This window comes from Streptomyces sp. NPDC060209 (assembly GCF_042728155.1).
Lineage (GTDB): Bacteria > Actinomycetota > Actinomycetes > Streptomycetales > Streptomycetaceae > Streptomyces.
Map to the genome: position 1 here is coordinate 39919 of NZ_JBHWZS010000008.1, position 13894 is coordinate 53812.

The 13894-nt window shown below is 72.1% G+C and carries 12 protein-coding genes; 8 read left to right on the top strand and 4 right to left on the bottom strand.

Annotated elements, in window-relative coordinates; genetic code table 11:
- Nucleotides 1-266 precede the first annotated feature (266 nt).
- The 5 genes from ACFWFI_RS03140 to ACFWFI_RS03160 are packed head-to-tail and all read left to right on the top strand — an operon-like array spanning nucleotide 267 to nucleotide 5718.
- Entirely contained in the window at nucleotides 267-3113 is a 2847-nt protein-coding gene (locus ACFWFI_RS03140; protein ID WP_387384788.1) for a nitrate- and nitrite sensing domain-containing protein, read from the top strand.
- A complete protein-coding gene (locus ACFWFI_RS03145) occupies nucleotides 3110-3547 on the top strand; it encodes a roadblock/LC7 domain-containing protein (protein WP_145808438.1) in 438 nt (145 codons plus the stop codon). The genes ACFWFI_RS03140 and ACFWFI_RS03145 overlap by 4 nt, the downstream gene beginning before the upstream one ends.
- Complete coding sequence (locus ACFWFI_RS03150; RefSeq protein ID WP_387384790.1) at nucleotides 3544-3951, top strand: DUF742 domain-containing protein; 408 nt, start codon at nucleotides 3544-3546, stop codon at nucleotides 3949-3951. Before ACFWFI_RS03145 ends, ACFWFI_RS03150 begins: the two co-directional genes overlap by 4 nt.
- 6 nt (nucleotides 3952-3957) lie before the next feature.
- Entirely contained in the window at nucleotides 3958-4527 is a 570-nt protein-coding gene (locus tag ACFWFI_RS03155; RefSeq protein WP_387384792.1) for a GTP-binding protein, read from the top strand.
- 57 nt (nucleotides 4528-4584) lie between these two features.
- Complete coding sequence (locus ACFWFI_RS03160) at nucleotides 4585-5718, top strand: FAD-dependent monooxygenase (RefSeq protein ID WP_387384794.1); 1134 nt, start codon at nucleotides 4585-4587, stop codon at nucleotides 5716-5718.
- An 80-nt stretch (nucleotides 5719-5798) separates the two neighbouring features.
- Here the strand turns inward: ACFWFI_RS03160 and ACFWFI_RS03165 are convergent, their stop codons facing one another.
- Both ACFWFI_RS03165 and ACFWFI_RS03170 read right to left on the bottom strand, forming a co-directional pair.
- Nucleotides 5799-6200 carry a RidA family protein gene (locus ACFWFI_RS03165; protein WP_387384796.1) on the bottom strand — a complete coding sequence of 134 codons (402 nt, stop codon included), beginning with the start codon at nucleotides 6198-6200 and terminating at the stop codon, nucleotides 5799-5801.
- Complete coding sequence (locus ACFWFI_RS03170; RefSeq protein ID WP_387384798.1) at nucleotides 6197-7330, bottom strand: acyl-CoA dehydrogenase family protein; 1134 nt, start codon at nucleotides 7328-7330, stop codon at nucleotides 6197-6199. Before ACFWFI_RS03170 ends, ACFWFI_RS03165 begins: the two co-directional genes overlap by 4 nt.
- Before the next feature lie 91 nt (nucleotides 7331-7421).
- Between ACFWFI_RS03170 and ACFWFI_RS03175 the strand changes: the two genes are divergently transcribed.
- From ACFWFI_RS03175 to ACFWFI_RS03185, 3 genes are all read left to right on the top strand, one after another.
- Nucleotides 7422-9041: an AMP-binding protein gene (locus ACFWFI_RS03175; protein WP_387384800.1), complete on the top strand. Its 1620-nt coding sequence runs from the start codon at nucleotides 7422-7424 to the stop codon at nucleotides 9039-9041.
- A gap of 179 nt (nucleotides 9042-9220) precedes the next feature.
- Nucleotides 9221-10042 carry a GNAT family N-acetyltransferase gene (locus ACFWFI_RS03180; protein WP_387384802.1) on the top strand — a complete coding sequence of 274 codons (822 nt, stop codon included), beginning with the start codon at nucleotides 9221-9223 and terminating at the stop codon, nucleotides 10040-10042.
- Nucleotides 10039-10494, top strand: a complete 456-nt coding sequence (locus ACFWFI_RS03185; protein ID WP_387384804.1) for a hypothetical protein — start codon at nucleotides 10039-10041, stop codon at nucleotides 10492-10494. The genes ACFWFI_RS03180 and ACFWFI_RS03185 overlap by 4 nt, the downstream gene beginning before the upstream one ends.
- Here ACFWFI_RS03185 and ACFWFI_RS03190 read toward each other — a convergent pair.
- Both ACFWFI_RS03190 and ACFWFI_RS03195 read right to left on the bottom strand, forming a co-directional pair.
- Nucleotides 10481-12820, bottom strand: a complete 2340-nt coding sequence (locus tag ACFWFI_RS03190; protein WP_387384806.1) for a bifunctional salicylyl-CoA 5-hydroxylase/oxidoreductase — start codon at nucleotides 12818-12820, stop codon at nucleotides 10481-10483. The genes ACFWFI_RS03185 and ACFWFI_RS03190 overlap by 14 nt on opposite strands.
- A 4-nt stretch (nucleotides 12821-12824) precedes the next feature.
- A complete protein-coding gene (locus ACFWFI_RS03195; protein WP_387384808.1) occupies nucleotides 12825-13652 on the bottom strand; it encodes an enoyl-CoA hydratase family protein in 828 nt (275 codons plus the stop codon).
- Between the last annotated feature and the right edge of the window lie 242 nt (nucleotides 13653-13894).

Consider the following 13894-nt stretch of genomic DNA (forward strand, 5'->3'; position numbering starts at 1 on the left):
CGTATACGTGCACCTTCAGCGTCACTCCGGAGCGTGCGCACCGCTACCGGGGCATGACAGGCATCCCCGACACTTCGGCAGGCGAACGTGCGCATCGCGTGCACGCGCCGTGTTGCACATGTGAGGCCACTTTCTCTTCTTTTTTGCACTGTGACTAATATCCATGTGTCCAAGTTCTCAACGTATTTGACCAGTCACCGGCTGGCATCATCGTCAAGGAGCATCCCCTGCGCACGCGCGCGTCACGGCGGACCGACTCGACACCCATGTCGTTGCGGACGGCCCTTCTCGTACTGGCGATCGTCCCCGGAGTCGCACTGGCAGCCCTGTGGGCCGTCACCAGTGGTCAGACCCTCCTGGACTTCCAACGCCAGGCAGCCCAGGGACTCTTGGCCGAACAAGCGGGCCAACCGTCCAACATCGTGTACTACAACCTGCAGGAGGAGCGCCGGCTCAGCGCGGAGGCGCTGGCCCGCCCCGGTGACTCCGGCAAGGCGCTGAAGCAGCAGCGCACACTCACCGACGAAGCGATCAGGACCTTCGAGTCACTCTCGGACGTGAGCGCGGACGACGCGCCCGAAGAGGTGCGGGACGCCGTCGGCAGGGCCCGGGCGGCGATCAATCAGCTGCCCGCCCAGCGCACCCTCGTCGACGAGGGTGACAGCGACCAGCAGGCGGTCGTCTACGGCTACTACACCGACCTGATCGCCGTGGACCTCGAACTGTTCTCGGCCCTCAGCCATGTGGACAACGGCGAGGTGACCACTCTGGGGCAGCCGCTCGTTGACCTCTTCTGGGCCAAGGAGATGATCTCCCGCTCGGACGCGATCCTGGCCCGCGGCTGGCCCACGGGCAAACTCAGCACGGAAGACCTCCAGGAGGTCCGGAACGCTGTCTCCGGCCAGTCCTTCCAGGCCGGGACCAAGGTGGTCCCGTTCCTCCCCGAGGACGAGCAGGCCCAGTGGCAGACGCTGACCGAGAGCTCCGCGTGGAAGGCCAAGACGAAGGTCGAGGAGCAGGTCCTGCGTCCCGCGACGGCCGACCGTTCCGGCTTCGTCGAGCTCGAGGCCGAGGAGAAGACCTGGCGCGAGGCCATGGACGGTGTGACCCCGCAACTGGTCGATCTGCTGGAGAAGCGCACCGCCGCGGTCATGGTGACCGGCAAGGACACGGTGATGTCCCTGCTCCTCAAGATGGTCCTCACCTCGGTGATCGGTCTGCTCGCGGTCGTCGCGGTCGTCTGGACCACCTGGCGCCTCACCCGTAACCTGCGCCGGCGTATCTCCGGACTCCAGGAACGGGCCGAGGAGCTCGAGAAGGCGCTGCCGGACGTCGTCGAACGGCTGGCCCAGGGGGAGAAGATCGATGTCGAGGCCGAGGCCCGGGCGATCGACACCCCGGGCGAGGGCGGCGACGAACTCACCCGGCTCGGCGGCGCGCTCAACCAGGCCCGCACCAGTGCACTGCAGGCCGCCGTCAAACAGGCCGACCAGCATCGAGGCTTCGAGCGGCTCCTGCAGCGCATCGCCCGCCGTACCCAGCAGCTGATCGGCCAGCAGCTCAAGAAGCTGGACGAGCTGGAGCGCAGGCACGAGGACCCCGAGGTACTCGACGGTCTCTTCGACCTCGACCACCTGACGGCACGTCTGCGCCGTTACGAGGAGAACCTGGTGATCCTCGCGGGCGGGTCGCCGCACCGGCGCTGGCGCAAGCCCGTACCCCTGCTGGACGTCATGCGTTCCGCTCAGGGCGAGGTGCAGGACTACCGCCGCGTGGTGCTGGACCTCGACGGTGCCCCATGGCTGGCCGAGCGGGCCGTCGGCCCGGTCTCCCACGTCCTCGCGGAGCTGATCGAGAACGCTCTGACCTTCTCCCGGCCGCCGAGCCCGGTCGAGGTCCGCGCGGCGAAGGTGAGCCGTGGCCTGGCCATCGAGGTCGAGGACCGCGGCCTGGGCATGGACGAGGAACAGCTGGCCGAGGCCAACGAACTGATGACCCGTCCGCCCCGGATGGACGTACTGGCCCACTCGGAGGACATCCGGCTCGGCCTCTACGTGATCTCGCGCCTCGCGGACCAGCACGGGCTGAGGGTCGAGTTCCGGCCCTCCGCCTTCGGCGGCACCCGCGTGGTCGTCCTGGTCCCGGACGAGCTGACCGTCCCCGAGCCCGGCTCCCGCCCGGTCGGCGTACCGTCGGCCGCCGCGGCCCCCGCGGATCCTTCTCCCGTCGTCGCGCCCCCGGCCCCGGGCGCACTGCCGACCCGGGTGCAGGGACGGGCGATGGCCGGGGTCACGGCCCTGGCCGACCACACCGCCAGGTCGCGGCCCGCCGAGGAGGAACAGCCGGCCCCCGAGCAGCCGTACGCCGGATCCGGGGACCCGTTCCCGGTGCCCGGACAGCCCTTCCCTCCGGACGGGCAGCCCTACGACGCCCCGGGCGACACCCCGTATCCCGACGTGGAGCAGCCGTACACCACCGGCGACGCCGCGTACCAGGGGCCCGGGCAGCAGCCGTACACCGAGGGCCCGTACCCCGGACCGGAACAGCCGTACGCCGAGGGCCCCTACGCCGAGCCCGAGCCGTACACCGAGGCCGGCGGCCCGTACGCCGGCGTCGACCAGCCCTACGCCGGCCAGGAACAGCCCTACATGACGGCCGCGGGCCAGTACCCCGTGCCCGGTCACGCATACGCGGAGCCGGCCGAGGACCCGTATCCGGCGCCGGAGCCGTCCTATCCGCAGCCGTACCCGGCAGTGACCGACAACGCCGGCACGCACTCCTACGGTGCGCCCGACCGGTCCCTGCCGGAGGCCGCCGGTCCCGCGGGGCCGGCGGAGCCACCGGCCCCCGTGGCGGCGGGCGGGGAACCCCCGCTCCCCCGCCGCGTACGCCAGGCCAGCCTGGTGGACGAGCTCCGGGTGAACCCTGCCGCCCGGACGGCCACCCCCAAGCCCCCGAGCTGGGACGAGAACCCGCTGCTGCGCCCCGTCCCCCGGCGCGCGGGTGCGGCGATCGGGGCGTTCCAGCGTCGCTCGCGTGCGGCACGTGCGGCGGAGGAGCCGCCCGGCCCCGCCCCCACCACCCCCTCCCCTACGAGAGAAGAACGGTCATGACACGCACAACGGCCACCCTCCAGGATCTGGACTGGCTGCTCGACGGTCTGGTGGACTCGGTCGCCGAAACACTGAACGCCGTGCTGCTGTCCGACGACGGACTGGTGGTGAGCCACTCGCGCACCATCGAACGCGCCGACGCGGAACGGCTCGCCGCGATATGCACCGGCCAGCAGAGCCTCGCCCGTGGGGTCGGCCAGCTGTTCGACGGCGGCTCGGTCCACCAGGTGATCGTCGAACTGGCCGATCTCTGGCTCTTCATCATCGCCGCCGGCCAGGGCACCCACCTCGCCGTCGTCGCCTCGCAGGAGGTCGACGCCGAGGTGATGTCGCTGGCGATGCACAATCTCGTCCAGCAGGTCGGCCAGAAGCTCACCGCACCGGCGCGCGGCGACTTCGACGCCTTCGGAACCGGGGACGGGCAGCGGGTGTGACCCCCTACTGGGACGAGGAGGAGACCGAGGAGGACGGCGCGGGCACCATGGTGCGCCCGTACACGATCACCCGTGGCCGGACCGCCCCCGAACGGGACGACTTCAGCCTCATCACCGTGCTCACCACCGCCGAACAAGCGGTGGACGAGCACGGTGCGCCCCTGCGAGCGGGCCGGCTCCAGCCGGAGCACCGCATGATCCTGGACCGCTGCCGCCGGCCGGCCGCGGTCGCCGAGGTCTCCGCCGGCCTCGATCTGCCGGTCTCGGTGACCAAGATCCTGCTGGCCGATCTGGTCGCCCAGGGCCTGCTGCTGGCCCGCGCCCCCCTGACGGTGGCGCGGGCGTCCGGTGGGGCCGACATGGGCCTGCTCGCCGCCGTACGTGACGGACTCCGGAGACTCTGAACCGATATGACAACCAGTCAGACGGCGCCTTCCGCCGTCAAGATCCTCATAGCCGGTGGCTTCGGCGTCGGAAAGACCACCCTGGTGGGCGCCGTCAGCGAGGTGGCGCCACTGCGCACCGAGGAATACCTCACCCAGGCGAGCGTCGGCGTCGACAGCCTCGCCGGTGTCGGCCAGAAGAACACCACCACCGTGGCACTGGACTTCGGCCGCATCACGGTCAGTCCGGAGCTGGTGGTCTACCTCTTCGGGACGCCCGGCCAGGAACGCTTCTGGTTCATGTGGAACGACCTGGTCAACGGCGCGCTCGGCGGGGTCGTGATCGCCGACACCCGCCGGCTCGACACCAGTTTCGCCTCGATCGACTTCTTCGAGAGCCGGGACATCCCCTTCGTGGTGGCGATCAACTGCTTCCACGGGCACAACACCCGCACCACGGACGAGATCCGGGCCGCCCTGGACCTGGATCCGCATGTTCCGCTGCTGGTCGGGGACGTCCGGGAGCGGGCCTTCGGCCGCGATGTGCTGCTCGCCCTGGTCGACCACCTGATGAGCCTGCCGGCGGCCGTCGGCTGACCCCGCCTCTCCATTTCCCTTTCCCCCTTCTATCTTTCTCGCCTGGAGAGATCTGAGATGGCAACACCCCTGCGTGTACTGGTACACGGCGGCGGCATCGGCGGACTCACCCTCGCCGTCGCGCTCGCCCGGAGCGGGCACACGGCCGAGGTCGTCGAACTCCGTGACGAGCTGGACGCCCTCGGCGTCGGCATCATCCAGCCGTCCAACGCCCTGCACGTCATGCGTGAGATCGGCGTGCTCGACGCGTGCCTGGCGGCCGGCTTCGAGTGGGAGGTGCTGACCATCTGCGACCCTGCCGGCGCCACACTCGCCAAGATCCCGCAGCCCCGCATGGACGAGGCCCCTGCCAGCAACGGCATACCGCGCCCCGCCCTGGCCGAGGTCCTGGCCGACGCCACCGCGGCCGCCGGGGTCCCGATCCGCTTCGGCACGACGATCAGCGAACTCACCGACGACGGTGCCGGTGTCGAGGTGACCCTGTCCGACGGTTCCTCCGCCCGCTGGGACCTGGTCGTCGGCTTCGACGGCATCGGCTCACCGCTGCGGACCCGGCTTTACGGCGACCGTTTCACCCCCGAGTACACCGGCTTCGCCAACTGGCGGGTCACCGTGCCCCGTCTGCCCGAGGTCCAGGGCGTCGTGGTGAGTGCGGGCCGGTCGTCGACGAAGGCGCTGCTCACCCCGATCACGGGCGAGCTGATGTATCTGGCCGCCGTGACCGCCGAGGAGCCGGACTTCCGCCCGGACCCCGCGCGGGCGCACGAGCAGCTGAAGGAGCGTCTCGCCGCGTTCGGCGGGCCCGTCGCCGAGGCGCTGGCCTCGGTCACCGTGGCGGACGACGTCGTGTACTCGCGCATCTCTCAGGTCACGGTGGACGCGCCCTGGCACGTCGGCCGGGTCGTCATCGCCGGTGACGCCGCGCACGCGAGCACCCCGAACCTCGCGCAGGGCGCGGCCATGGCGGTGGAGGACGCGCTGGTCCTGGCCCGGTCGCTGGACGCGGAGGACGACGTCGCGGCGGCCCTGACCGCTTGGGAGGACCGCCGCCGTTCCCGCGCGATGTTCGTCCAGAACCTTTCGCGCGCCCTCCTCAAGGAGGAGACGGGCAGCCCGACGACGCCCGAGGAGGACGAGCTCCTGAAGGTCGGGATGCCGGGCGCCGCCCACGTGCTGGTCAAGCCGTACTGATCCGCACCGCGCCGTGACGGGGGCGGTGCGGCCGAGCGCACCGCCCCTTCGTGTGCCGGCGCGCCGCGAGCGTTGCCGCCTCAGTCCAGCACGGCGATGCCGTCGATCTCGACCATGGCCTGCTCGTCCCACAGCCTGGCGGCTCCGATGACCGCCATGGCCGGGTACTCGCGTCCCGCCAGCCTCCGCCAGACGGCGCCCAGTTCCCGGGCGTGGGCGCGGTAGTCGGCCACGTCGGTGGCGTAGACGGTGACCCTGGCCAGGGCTGACGGGGCGCCGCCCGCCGCGCGCAGGGCGGTGAGCAGATTCCCCAGGGCCGTCTCGAACTGCTCCGGCAGTGTGGCGCCGACGACCTTCCCGTCACCGTCCAGCGCGGTCTGGCCGGCCAGGAAGACCAGCCGGCCGCCGGTGGCCGTTACGGCGTGCGAGAAGCCGGTGGGCGGGGAGAGTTCGGCGGGGTTGATGCGGGTGATCGGATTCATGCGGGGGTCTCCTGTGTCGCGTACAGCTCCTTGGCGATGATGGTGCGCTGTACCTCGGTGGCGCCCTCGTAGATCCGGGGCGCGCGGACCTCCCGGTAGAGATGTTCGAGCAGATGGCCCCGGCGCAGGGCGCGGGCGCCGTGCAGCTGGACGGCCGCGTCGACGACGTACTGCGCGGTCTCGGTGGCGTACAGCTTGGCCATGGCCGCGCGCCGGGGCACGCCCGGCTCACCCGCGTCGTGGGCGGCGGCGGCCGCGTACACCAGGAGCCGTGCGGCCTCGGTGCGGGTGGCCATCTCGGCGACCTGGTGCGATACGGCCTGCAGGTCCTTGAGCGGGGCCCCGAAGGCGCTGCGGTGCGCCGTGTGTTCCAGGGTGGCGTCGAGCGCGGCGCGCGCCATGCCGACCGCGAACGCTCCGACGCTGGGCCGGAAGAGGTTCAGCGTGTCCATGGCCACCCGGAACCCCCGGCCGGGCTCGCCGAGCACGTCCTCGGCGGTCACCGGGACGCCGTCGAAGTCCAGGGCTCCGATGGGGTGCGGGGAGAGCATGTCCAGGGCCTCCCCGGTGAGCCCGGGGCGGTCGGCGGGGACGAGGAACGCCGTGACACCACGGGCTCCGGCGCCCTCGCCCGTCCTGGCGAAGACCGTGTAGAAGTCGGCCTCGGGGGCGTTGGAGATCCAGCACTTCTCGCCCGTGAGCCGCCAGCCGTCACCGCCGGGGGCGGGCCGGGCCGCGAGGGCGAGCGCCGCCGCGTCGGATCCGGCGCCCGGCTCGCTGAGGGCGAAGGCGGCGACGGCGCGGCCCGCGCGCACCTCGGGGAGCCATCGTGCGCGCTGGGCCTCGGTGCCCGCCCGGCGGACCGGACCGGCTCCGAGGCCCTGCAGCGCGAGTGCGGTCTCCGCCTCCGTGCAGCCACGCGCCAGTGACTCGCGCAGCAGGCAGAGATCGAGCGCGCCCGAGCCGAGGAGCCGGTCCAGAAGCCCCAGTCCGCCGAGCGCGGCGACGAGCGGGCGGTTGACGTGGCCGGGTTCGCCCTTCTCCGCGAGCGGGCGCAGCTCCTCACGGGCGAGGGTGTACAGCTCGTCGCACCAGGCGGTTTGACCGGGATCGAGGGAGAATGCCGTCATGGCGGCGCCTCTCTTGTCACGACTTATCGCGGACCGTTGACTACCGTCACTCAAACGATACGCTCCAAGGGCGACAAGGGGGCGATGCTTCATGAAGCCGTCAGGTACCGCGAGCGCGCACACCGACACCTTCGCGCGCGACCATCTACCGCCCGCCGAGGACTGGCCCGAGCTGGTCTTCGACCTCCCCGAACTGGCCTATCCGGACCGGCTGAACTGCGGATACGAGCTGCTCGACCGCACCGCCGACCGCTTCGGCCCCGACCGCCCCGCCTTCCGCAGCGGCGACGGCTCCGTCTGGAGCTACGGGGAGCTGCGGGACCGGGTGGACCGGATCGCCCAGGTGCTGACCCACGATCTGGGCGTCGTACCCGGCAACCGCGTGCTGCTGCGCGGCCCCACCACGCCCTGGCTCGCGGCCTGCTGGCTCGCCGTGATGAAGGCCGGAGCGGTCGCCGTGACGGTGCTGGCCCAGCAGCGGGCGGCGGAACTCGCCACGATCTGCTCCATCGCCCGTGTCGGCCACGCCCTGTGCGACATCAGGTCGGTCGACGACCTGGTCGGCGCCGAGGTAGCCGGGCTGCGCATCACGACGTACGGGGACGGCTCCGCCGACGACCTCACACAACTGGCCGCCGCCCGGCCGGGGCCCTACCGGACGGTGGACACCGCCGCCGACGACATCGCGCTCATCGCGTTCACCTCGGGTACCACCGGACGGCCCAAGGGCTGCATGCACGCCCACCGCGACGTGCTGGCCGTCGCCGACACCTTCGCACGGCACGTCCTGCGGCCGGGCCCCGACGACGTGTTCACGGGCAGTCCCCCGCTCGGCTTCACCTTCGGGCTCGGCGGGCTGGTGATCTTCCCGCTGCGGGCCGGCGCCTCGGCCCTGCTGCTGGAGCAGGCCGGACCCAAGCAGCTGCTGCCCGCACTCGCCGCCCACCGGGTCTCCGTCCTGTTCACCGCGCCGACCGCCTACCGCGTGATGCTCGACGCACTCGACGGCCATGACCTGTCCGCGCTGCGCCGCTGCGTCTCGGCCGGGGAGAACCTCCCCGCCGCGACCTGGCGGTCCTGGTACGAGCGGACGGGACTGCGCATCATCAACGGCATCGGGGCCACCGAGCTGCTGCACATCTTCATCTCCGCGGCCGACGGGGCCGTCCGGCCCGGCACCACCGGCGTCCCCGTGCCCGGCTGGCAGGCGCGTGTGGTGGACGAGGACGGCGAGGAGCTGCCCGACGGTGAACCCGGCCTGCTGGCCGTGCGCGGTCCGGTCGGCTGCCGGTATCTCGCCGACGAACGCCAGCGGGTGTACGTCCGCCACGGCTGGAACATCACCGGCGACACCTATGTCCGCGAGCCCGACGGCTACTTCCGCTACGTCGCACGCGCCGACGACATGATCATCTCCGCCGGGTACAACATCGCCGGCCCCGAGGTCGAGGAGGCGCTCCTGCGCCACCCCGACGTGGCCGAGGCCGCCGTGGTGGGCCGGGCGGACGATCTGCGCGGGCAGATCGTGGCCGCGTACGTCGTACCGCGTGAGGGCGCGCAACTGTCGGCCGACGACCTGCGTACGCATATGAAGGCTGAGCTGGCCCCCCACAAATGCCCGCGTGCCATCGAGTTCCTGCCCGCGCTCCCGAGGACCGCGACGGGAAAACTGCAGCGATTCCTGCTGCGCGGCACCGACGCTCCGGAGTGACGGCGCGGCACGCGGCGGGCCGGATCTCCGTGGGCGCGCGCCTACGTCCCCCGCTTCGAGCGCCGCGGCCCGCCGCACGGGCAACTTCGTTGCGCGGGGACCCGGTTCGTACGGGACGGCCCGGAACCGCCTGCGGAAATCGGGGTGACCCGGAGGCGTGCGGCCCGACAGGATGAGGCATGACCTGGACCTTCACCGATGACGTCGACGCCTTCTTGGAGGCGGCTGGAGCATCACTGGCCGCCCGGCCCGCCGAGAACACCCTGCTGCTGACCGTCACCGCCACCCTGCGGGACAGCGGGCCGTACGCCTACGGCACGGAGGCTCCTGTGCTGGGCTGGTGGCGCGGGGCGGACGGTGAGGTGGCCGGGGCACTGGTGCGCACCCCTCCCTTCCTGCCGATCCTGGGCTCGGCGGCCCCGGAGGCGGTCGGCGCGCTGGTCGACGCGCTCCCGCTGCCCGGCGTCAACGCGGACCGCGACGCGGCGGCGGTCCTGGCCGCCCGCTGGCCGCGCCACCGCGTCGACGAGGAGCACCGGCTGTACCGGCTGGGCACACCGTTGCCGCCCTCCCCCGCGCCCGCCGGAGCGCCACGGCGCGCCACCACCGCCGACCGTGCCCTGCTGATCGACTGGATCCGCGCCTTCGGTGCGGAGACCGGCCAGTCGGGGGACCGGGCGGAACGGATCGTGGACGAGCGCACCGCGCACGGCGGACTGACGCTCTGGGAGACCGGCGGGGTGCCGGTGTCGATGGCGGGCGTCTCGCGCAGGATCGCGGGCACGGTGCGGGTGGCGAACGTCTACACACCGCCGGAGCACCGGGGCCGGGGCTACGCGGCGGCGGTGACGGCGGAGGTCGGCCGCGCGGCCCGGGAGGAGGGGGCCCGGGAGGTACTGCTCTTCACCGACCTCGCGAATCCGACGAGCAACGGCGTGTACCTGCGCATCGGCTACGAGGCCGTCTCCGACCGCCTGCTGATCACCGCGGAGCCGGAGTGACGGCCGGGGCCGGGATACCGGCCGAGCAGGCGTGGCTGGTCGCCGCGAACGTCGTGCGGTGGCGGCGCTACGGGGAGGGCGGCCAGGAGCTGCGGCCGGGCACCAAGTCCTACCGGGGCGGCTCCAAGGTGTACGTGATCCAGACCCACGCGGGGACGGCCCACGAGCAGCTGACGACGATCGGACGCGGGCGCCACACCGGCACGTACATCACGATCGACATGGCCACGCGCAATCTGCACACCTTCCGGGCCGTACCGGTCCACAGCCCGACCGTGCTGCGGCTCTGCGCGGAGGCGGACGTGGGCGGCTGCTGGACGGACCGCCAGGACGCCGAGGAGGTCGCCGCCCTCCTCGGCCGGCTGTCCGTCGAGTACCGCAGTACCTGGTGGGCGGCTCCGCATCCCGCTCCCTGCCGCTGCCACGAGTGCCTGACCCTCAGTCAAGCGTGAGCCGCGGCCTCGGGGCGTCGGTGCGGCCCGTCGGCGGAGTGCGGCTGCCCGCACGGTAAGGGAGCGGCCAGGAGGCGCCCGGCCCCGTGTAGCCCTGCTCGGCCGCCGCGTGCAGCGTCCAGTGCGGGTCGTAGAGATGAGGGCGGGCCAGGGCGCAGAGGTCGGCCCGGCCGGCGAGCAGCAGTGAGTTGACGTCGTCCCAGGAGGAGATGGCACCGACGGCGATGACGGGCACGTCCAGGGCGTTGCGGATCCGGTCGGCGAACGGGGTCTGGTACGAACGGCCGTACTCGGGGCGTTCCTCCGGGACGACCTGACCGGTGGAGACGTCGATGGCGTCCGCGCCGTGGGCGGCGAACGCGCGGGCGATCGCCAGGGCGTCCTCGTCGCTCGTTCCGCCCTGTGCCCAGTCCGTCGCCGAGATGCGTACGGTCATGGGCCGGTCCTCCGGCCATACGGCCCGGACCGCGTCGAAGACCTCCAGCGGGAAGCGGAGCCGGTTCTCCAGTGGCCCGCCGTAGAGGTCGGTGCGCAGGTTGGTGAGCGGGGAGAGGAAGCCGGAGAGCAGATAGCCGTGGGCGCAGTGCAGTTCGAGCAGGTCGAATCCGCAGCGGACGGCACGCCGGGCGGCCTCGGTGAACCGGTCCCGGACCGCGTCCATCCCGGCCCTGTCCATCGCCTGCGGGATCTGGCTGACACCTTGCGCGTACGGCAGGGGTGAGGCTGCGCTGACCGGCCAGTTGGCGTCGTCCAGCGGCTGGTCGATGCCGTCCCACATCAACCGGGTCGAACCTTTGCGACCTGAGTGGCCCAGCTGGACACCGATCGCGGTGCCGGGGGCGGCGTCGTGGGCGAAGCGCGTGATCCCGGCCCAGGCATCGGCCTGTTCGTCGGTCCACAGGCCGGTGCAGCCGGGGGTGATGCGGCCCTCGGGGCTCACGCAGACCATCTCGGTCATGACGAGACCGGCGCCGCCGAGCGCCCGGGCACCGAGGTGGACGAGATGGAAGTCGCCGGGCATCCCGTCGACGGCGGAGTACATGTCCATGGGCGAGACGACGACGCGGTTGCGGAGTTCGAGGCCCCGCAGCCGCAGCGGGGTGAACATCGGCGGGGTGCCTGGCGGGCAGCCGAACTCCTCCTCGACCGCCCCCGTGAAGGCGGGGTCGCGCAGCCGCAGGTTGTCGTGGGTGACGCGGCGGCTTCGGGTGAGGAGGTTGAAGGCGAACCGCCGGGGCGGCTGGTCCACGTACTGCGGGAGTTCCTCGAACCAGCGCAGGCTGGCCGCTGCGGCGCGCTGGGTGGACAGGACGACGGGACGGCGCTCGGCCTCGTACGCGGCGAGGGCGGTGGGCAGGTCGGGCTGTTCCTCGATGCAGGCGGCCAGCGCGAGGGCGTCCTCGACCGCGAGTTTGGTGCCGGAGCCGATGGAGAAGTGGGCGGTGTGGGCGGCGTCGCCGATGAGGACCGTACCGCCGTGCGACCAGTGGGCGTTGCTGACGGTGGCGAAGGTGAGCCAGGAGGACTTGTTGGAGCGCAGCGGCCGGCCGCCGAGGGCCTCGGCGAAGACCTTGGCGCAGCGTTCGGCCGACTCGGCGGTGTCGCAGGTGTCGAGGCCGGCGGCCCGCCAGACCTCTTCGCGCATCTCGACGATGACTGTGGAGGCGCCGAATTCGTTCGGCGGCCCGAAGGGCCTCGTCGAGGGGTGGTGGTCGGGCGACGGGCGGGAGAAGGGATAGGCGTGCAGCTGCATCACGCCGTACTCGGTCTCGGCGATCTCGAAGCGGAAGGCGTCGAACGCGAAGTCGGCGGCGAGCCAGATGTAGCGGTTGCGGTGGTCGGTGACCGTGGGGCGGAAGTGACGGGCGTGGGCCTCGCGGGTGGCGCTGTGCACACCGTCGGCGGCGATGACCAGGTCGTGGGTGGAGGCGAGCTCCGCGGCGGGCGGCGCCTCGGTCCGGAAGCGGAGCCGTACACCGAGGGACGCGCAGCGCTCGTGCAGGATCCGGAGCAGCGTACGGCGCTCCAGCGCGGCGAAGCCGTGGCCGCCGGAGGTCTGGGTGGTGCCACGGTGCACGACGTCGATGGTGTCCCAGCGGACGAACGCGTCGCTCAGCGCCCTGTACACGACGGGGTCGGCGTGCTCGATGCCGCCGAGTGTCTCGTCGGAGAGGACCACGCCGAAGCCGAAGGTGTCGTCCGGGGCGTTGCGCTCCCACACGGTGATCTCGCGGCCGGGGCCCAACCGCTTGAGGAGTGCGGCGGCGTAGAGTCCGCCGGGTCCGCCGCCGATGACCGCGATCCGCCCCGTGTCCGAGGAGGGCATCGCGCTACCTGCCCCGCCACTTCGGCGTCCGCTTCTCGGTGAAGGCGGCGTGGAACTCGGCGTAGTCCTCGCCGTTCATCAGGAGGGCCTGGGTGGCGGCGTCCATCTCCACGGACGCGGCGAGCGGCATGTCGAGCTCGGCGGTGAGCAGCGCCTTCGTCTGGGCGAGGGCGAGGGCGGGCCCGTCGGCGAGCCGTCGGGCCAGAGCGGCCGCGCGGGTGTCCGCCTCCCCCTCACCGGTCAGCTCGCTGATCAGTCCGATGCGCTCGGCCTCGGGGGCGCGGACGGGGTCGCCGAGCATCAGGATCCGGGTGGCGTGGCCGAGGCCGACGACACGGGGCAGGAGATAGGCGGCGCCCATGTCGCCGCCGGAGAGGCCGACGGCGGTGAAGAGGAAGGCGAAACGCGCGGACGGGGCGGCGACCCGGAAGTCGGCGGCCAGGGCGAGGACGGCCCCGGCGCCGGCGGCCACTCCGTGGACGGCGGCGATGACGGGGAAGGGGCACTCCCGAAGGGCTCGTACGACCTGCCCGGTCATCCGGTTGAAGTCCAGGAGCTGCGCGGTGTCCATCGCGAGCGTGGCGCCGATGATCTCGTCCACATCGCCGCCGGAGCAGAACCCGCGTCCTTCACCGGCGAGGACGAGGGCGCGCACGGAGCGTTCACGGGAGAGCTCGGCGAGGAGGTCGCGCAGGTCGGCGTAGGCGCCGAAGGTGAGTGCGTTGAGCTTCTCGGGGCGGGCGAGCGTGACGGTCGCCACGCCGTCGTCCTTCGTCAGGCGCAGATGCTTCCAGCGCTCGGTGCGCGAGGCGGAGCCGGTGAACGGGCTCATGGAAGGGTCCCCTCCAGCCGTCGGGCTGCTGCAGATTCGCTTGGAATCTATCACCCATATGTGACTTCCGTCATGAGTACGCGATAGCGCGGCGCCACCACTGTGGCGAAGGTCCCTTTTGTGCCGGTCGACCGCCTCTATGTCTGAGGCGTCGCGCTTCGTATGGTTGAGCGCAGGAAGTCCTGGTACAGACCCCGTACCCTCCGGTACGTAAGACGCAGTCCCGGACGCAGTAGCCCCGG

Coding starts and splice junctions, on each gene's coding strand:
- ACFWFI_RS03140 (WP_387384788.1), top strand. CDS start 267: ATGTCGTTGCGGACGGCCCTTCTCGTACTGGCGATCGTCCCCGGAGTC.
- ACFWFI_RS03145 (WP_145808438.1), top strand. CDS start 3,110: ATGACACGCACAACGGCCACCCTCCAGGATCTGGACTGGCTGCTCGAC.
- ACFWFI_RS03155 (WP_387384792.1), top strand. CDS start 3,958: ATGACAACCAGTCAGACGGCGCCTTCCGCCGTCAAGATCCTCATAGCC.
- ACFWFI_RS03160 (WP_387384794.1), top strand. CDS start 4,585: ATGGCAACACCCCTGCGTGTACTGGTACACGGCGGCGGCATCGGCGGA.
- ACFWFI_RS03165 (WP_387384796.1), bottom strand. CDS start 6,200: ATGAATCCGATCACCCGCATCAACCCCGCCGAACTCTCCCCGCCCACC.
- ACFWFI_RS03170 (WP_387384798.1), bottom strand. CDS start 7,330: ATGACGGCATTCTCCCTCGATCCCGGTCAAACCGCCTGGTGCGACGAG.
- ACFWFI_RS03175 (WP_387384800.1), top strand. CDS start 7,422: ATGAAGCCGTCAGGTACCGCGAGCGCGCACACCGACACCTTCGCGCGC.
- ACFWFI_RS03180 (WP_387384802.1), top strand. CDS start 9,221: ATGACCTGGACCTTCACCGATGACGTCGACGCCTTCTTGGAGGCGGCT.
- ACFWFI_RS03190 (WP_387384806.1), bottom strand. CDS start 12,820: ATGCCCTCCTCGGACACGGGGCGGATCGCGGTCATCGGCGGCGGACCC.
- ACFWFI_RS03195 (WP_387384808.1), bottom strand. CDS start 13,652: ATGAGCCCGTTCACCGGCTCCGCCTCGCGCACCGAGCGCTGGAAGCAT.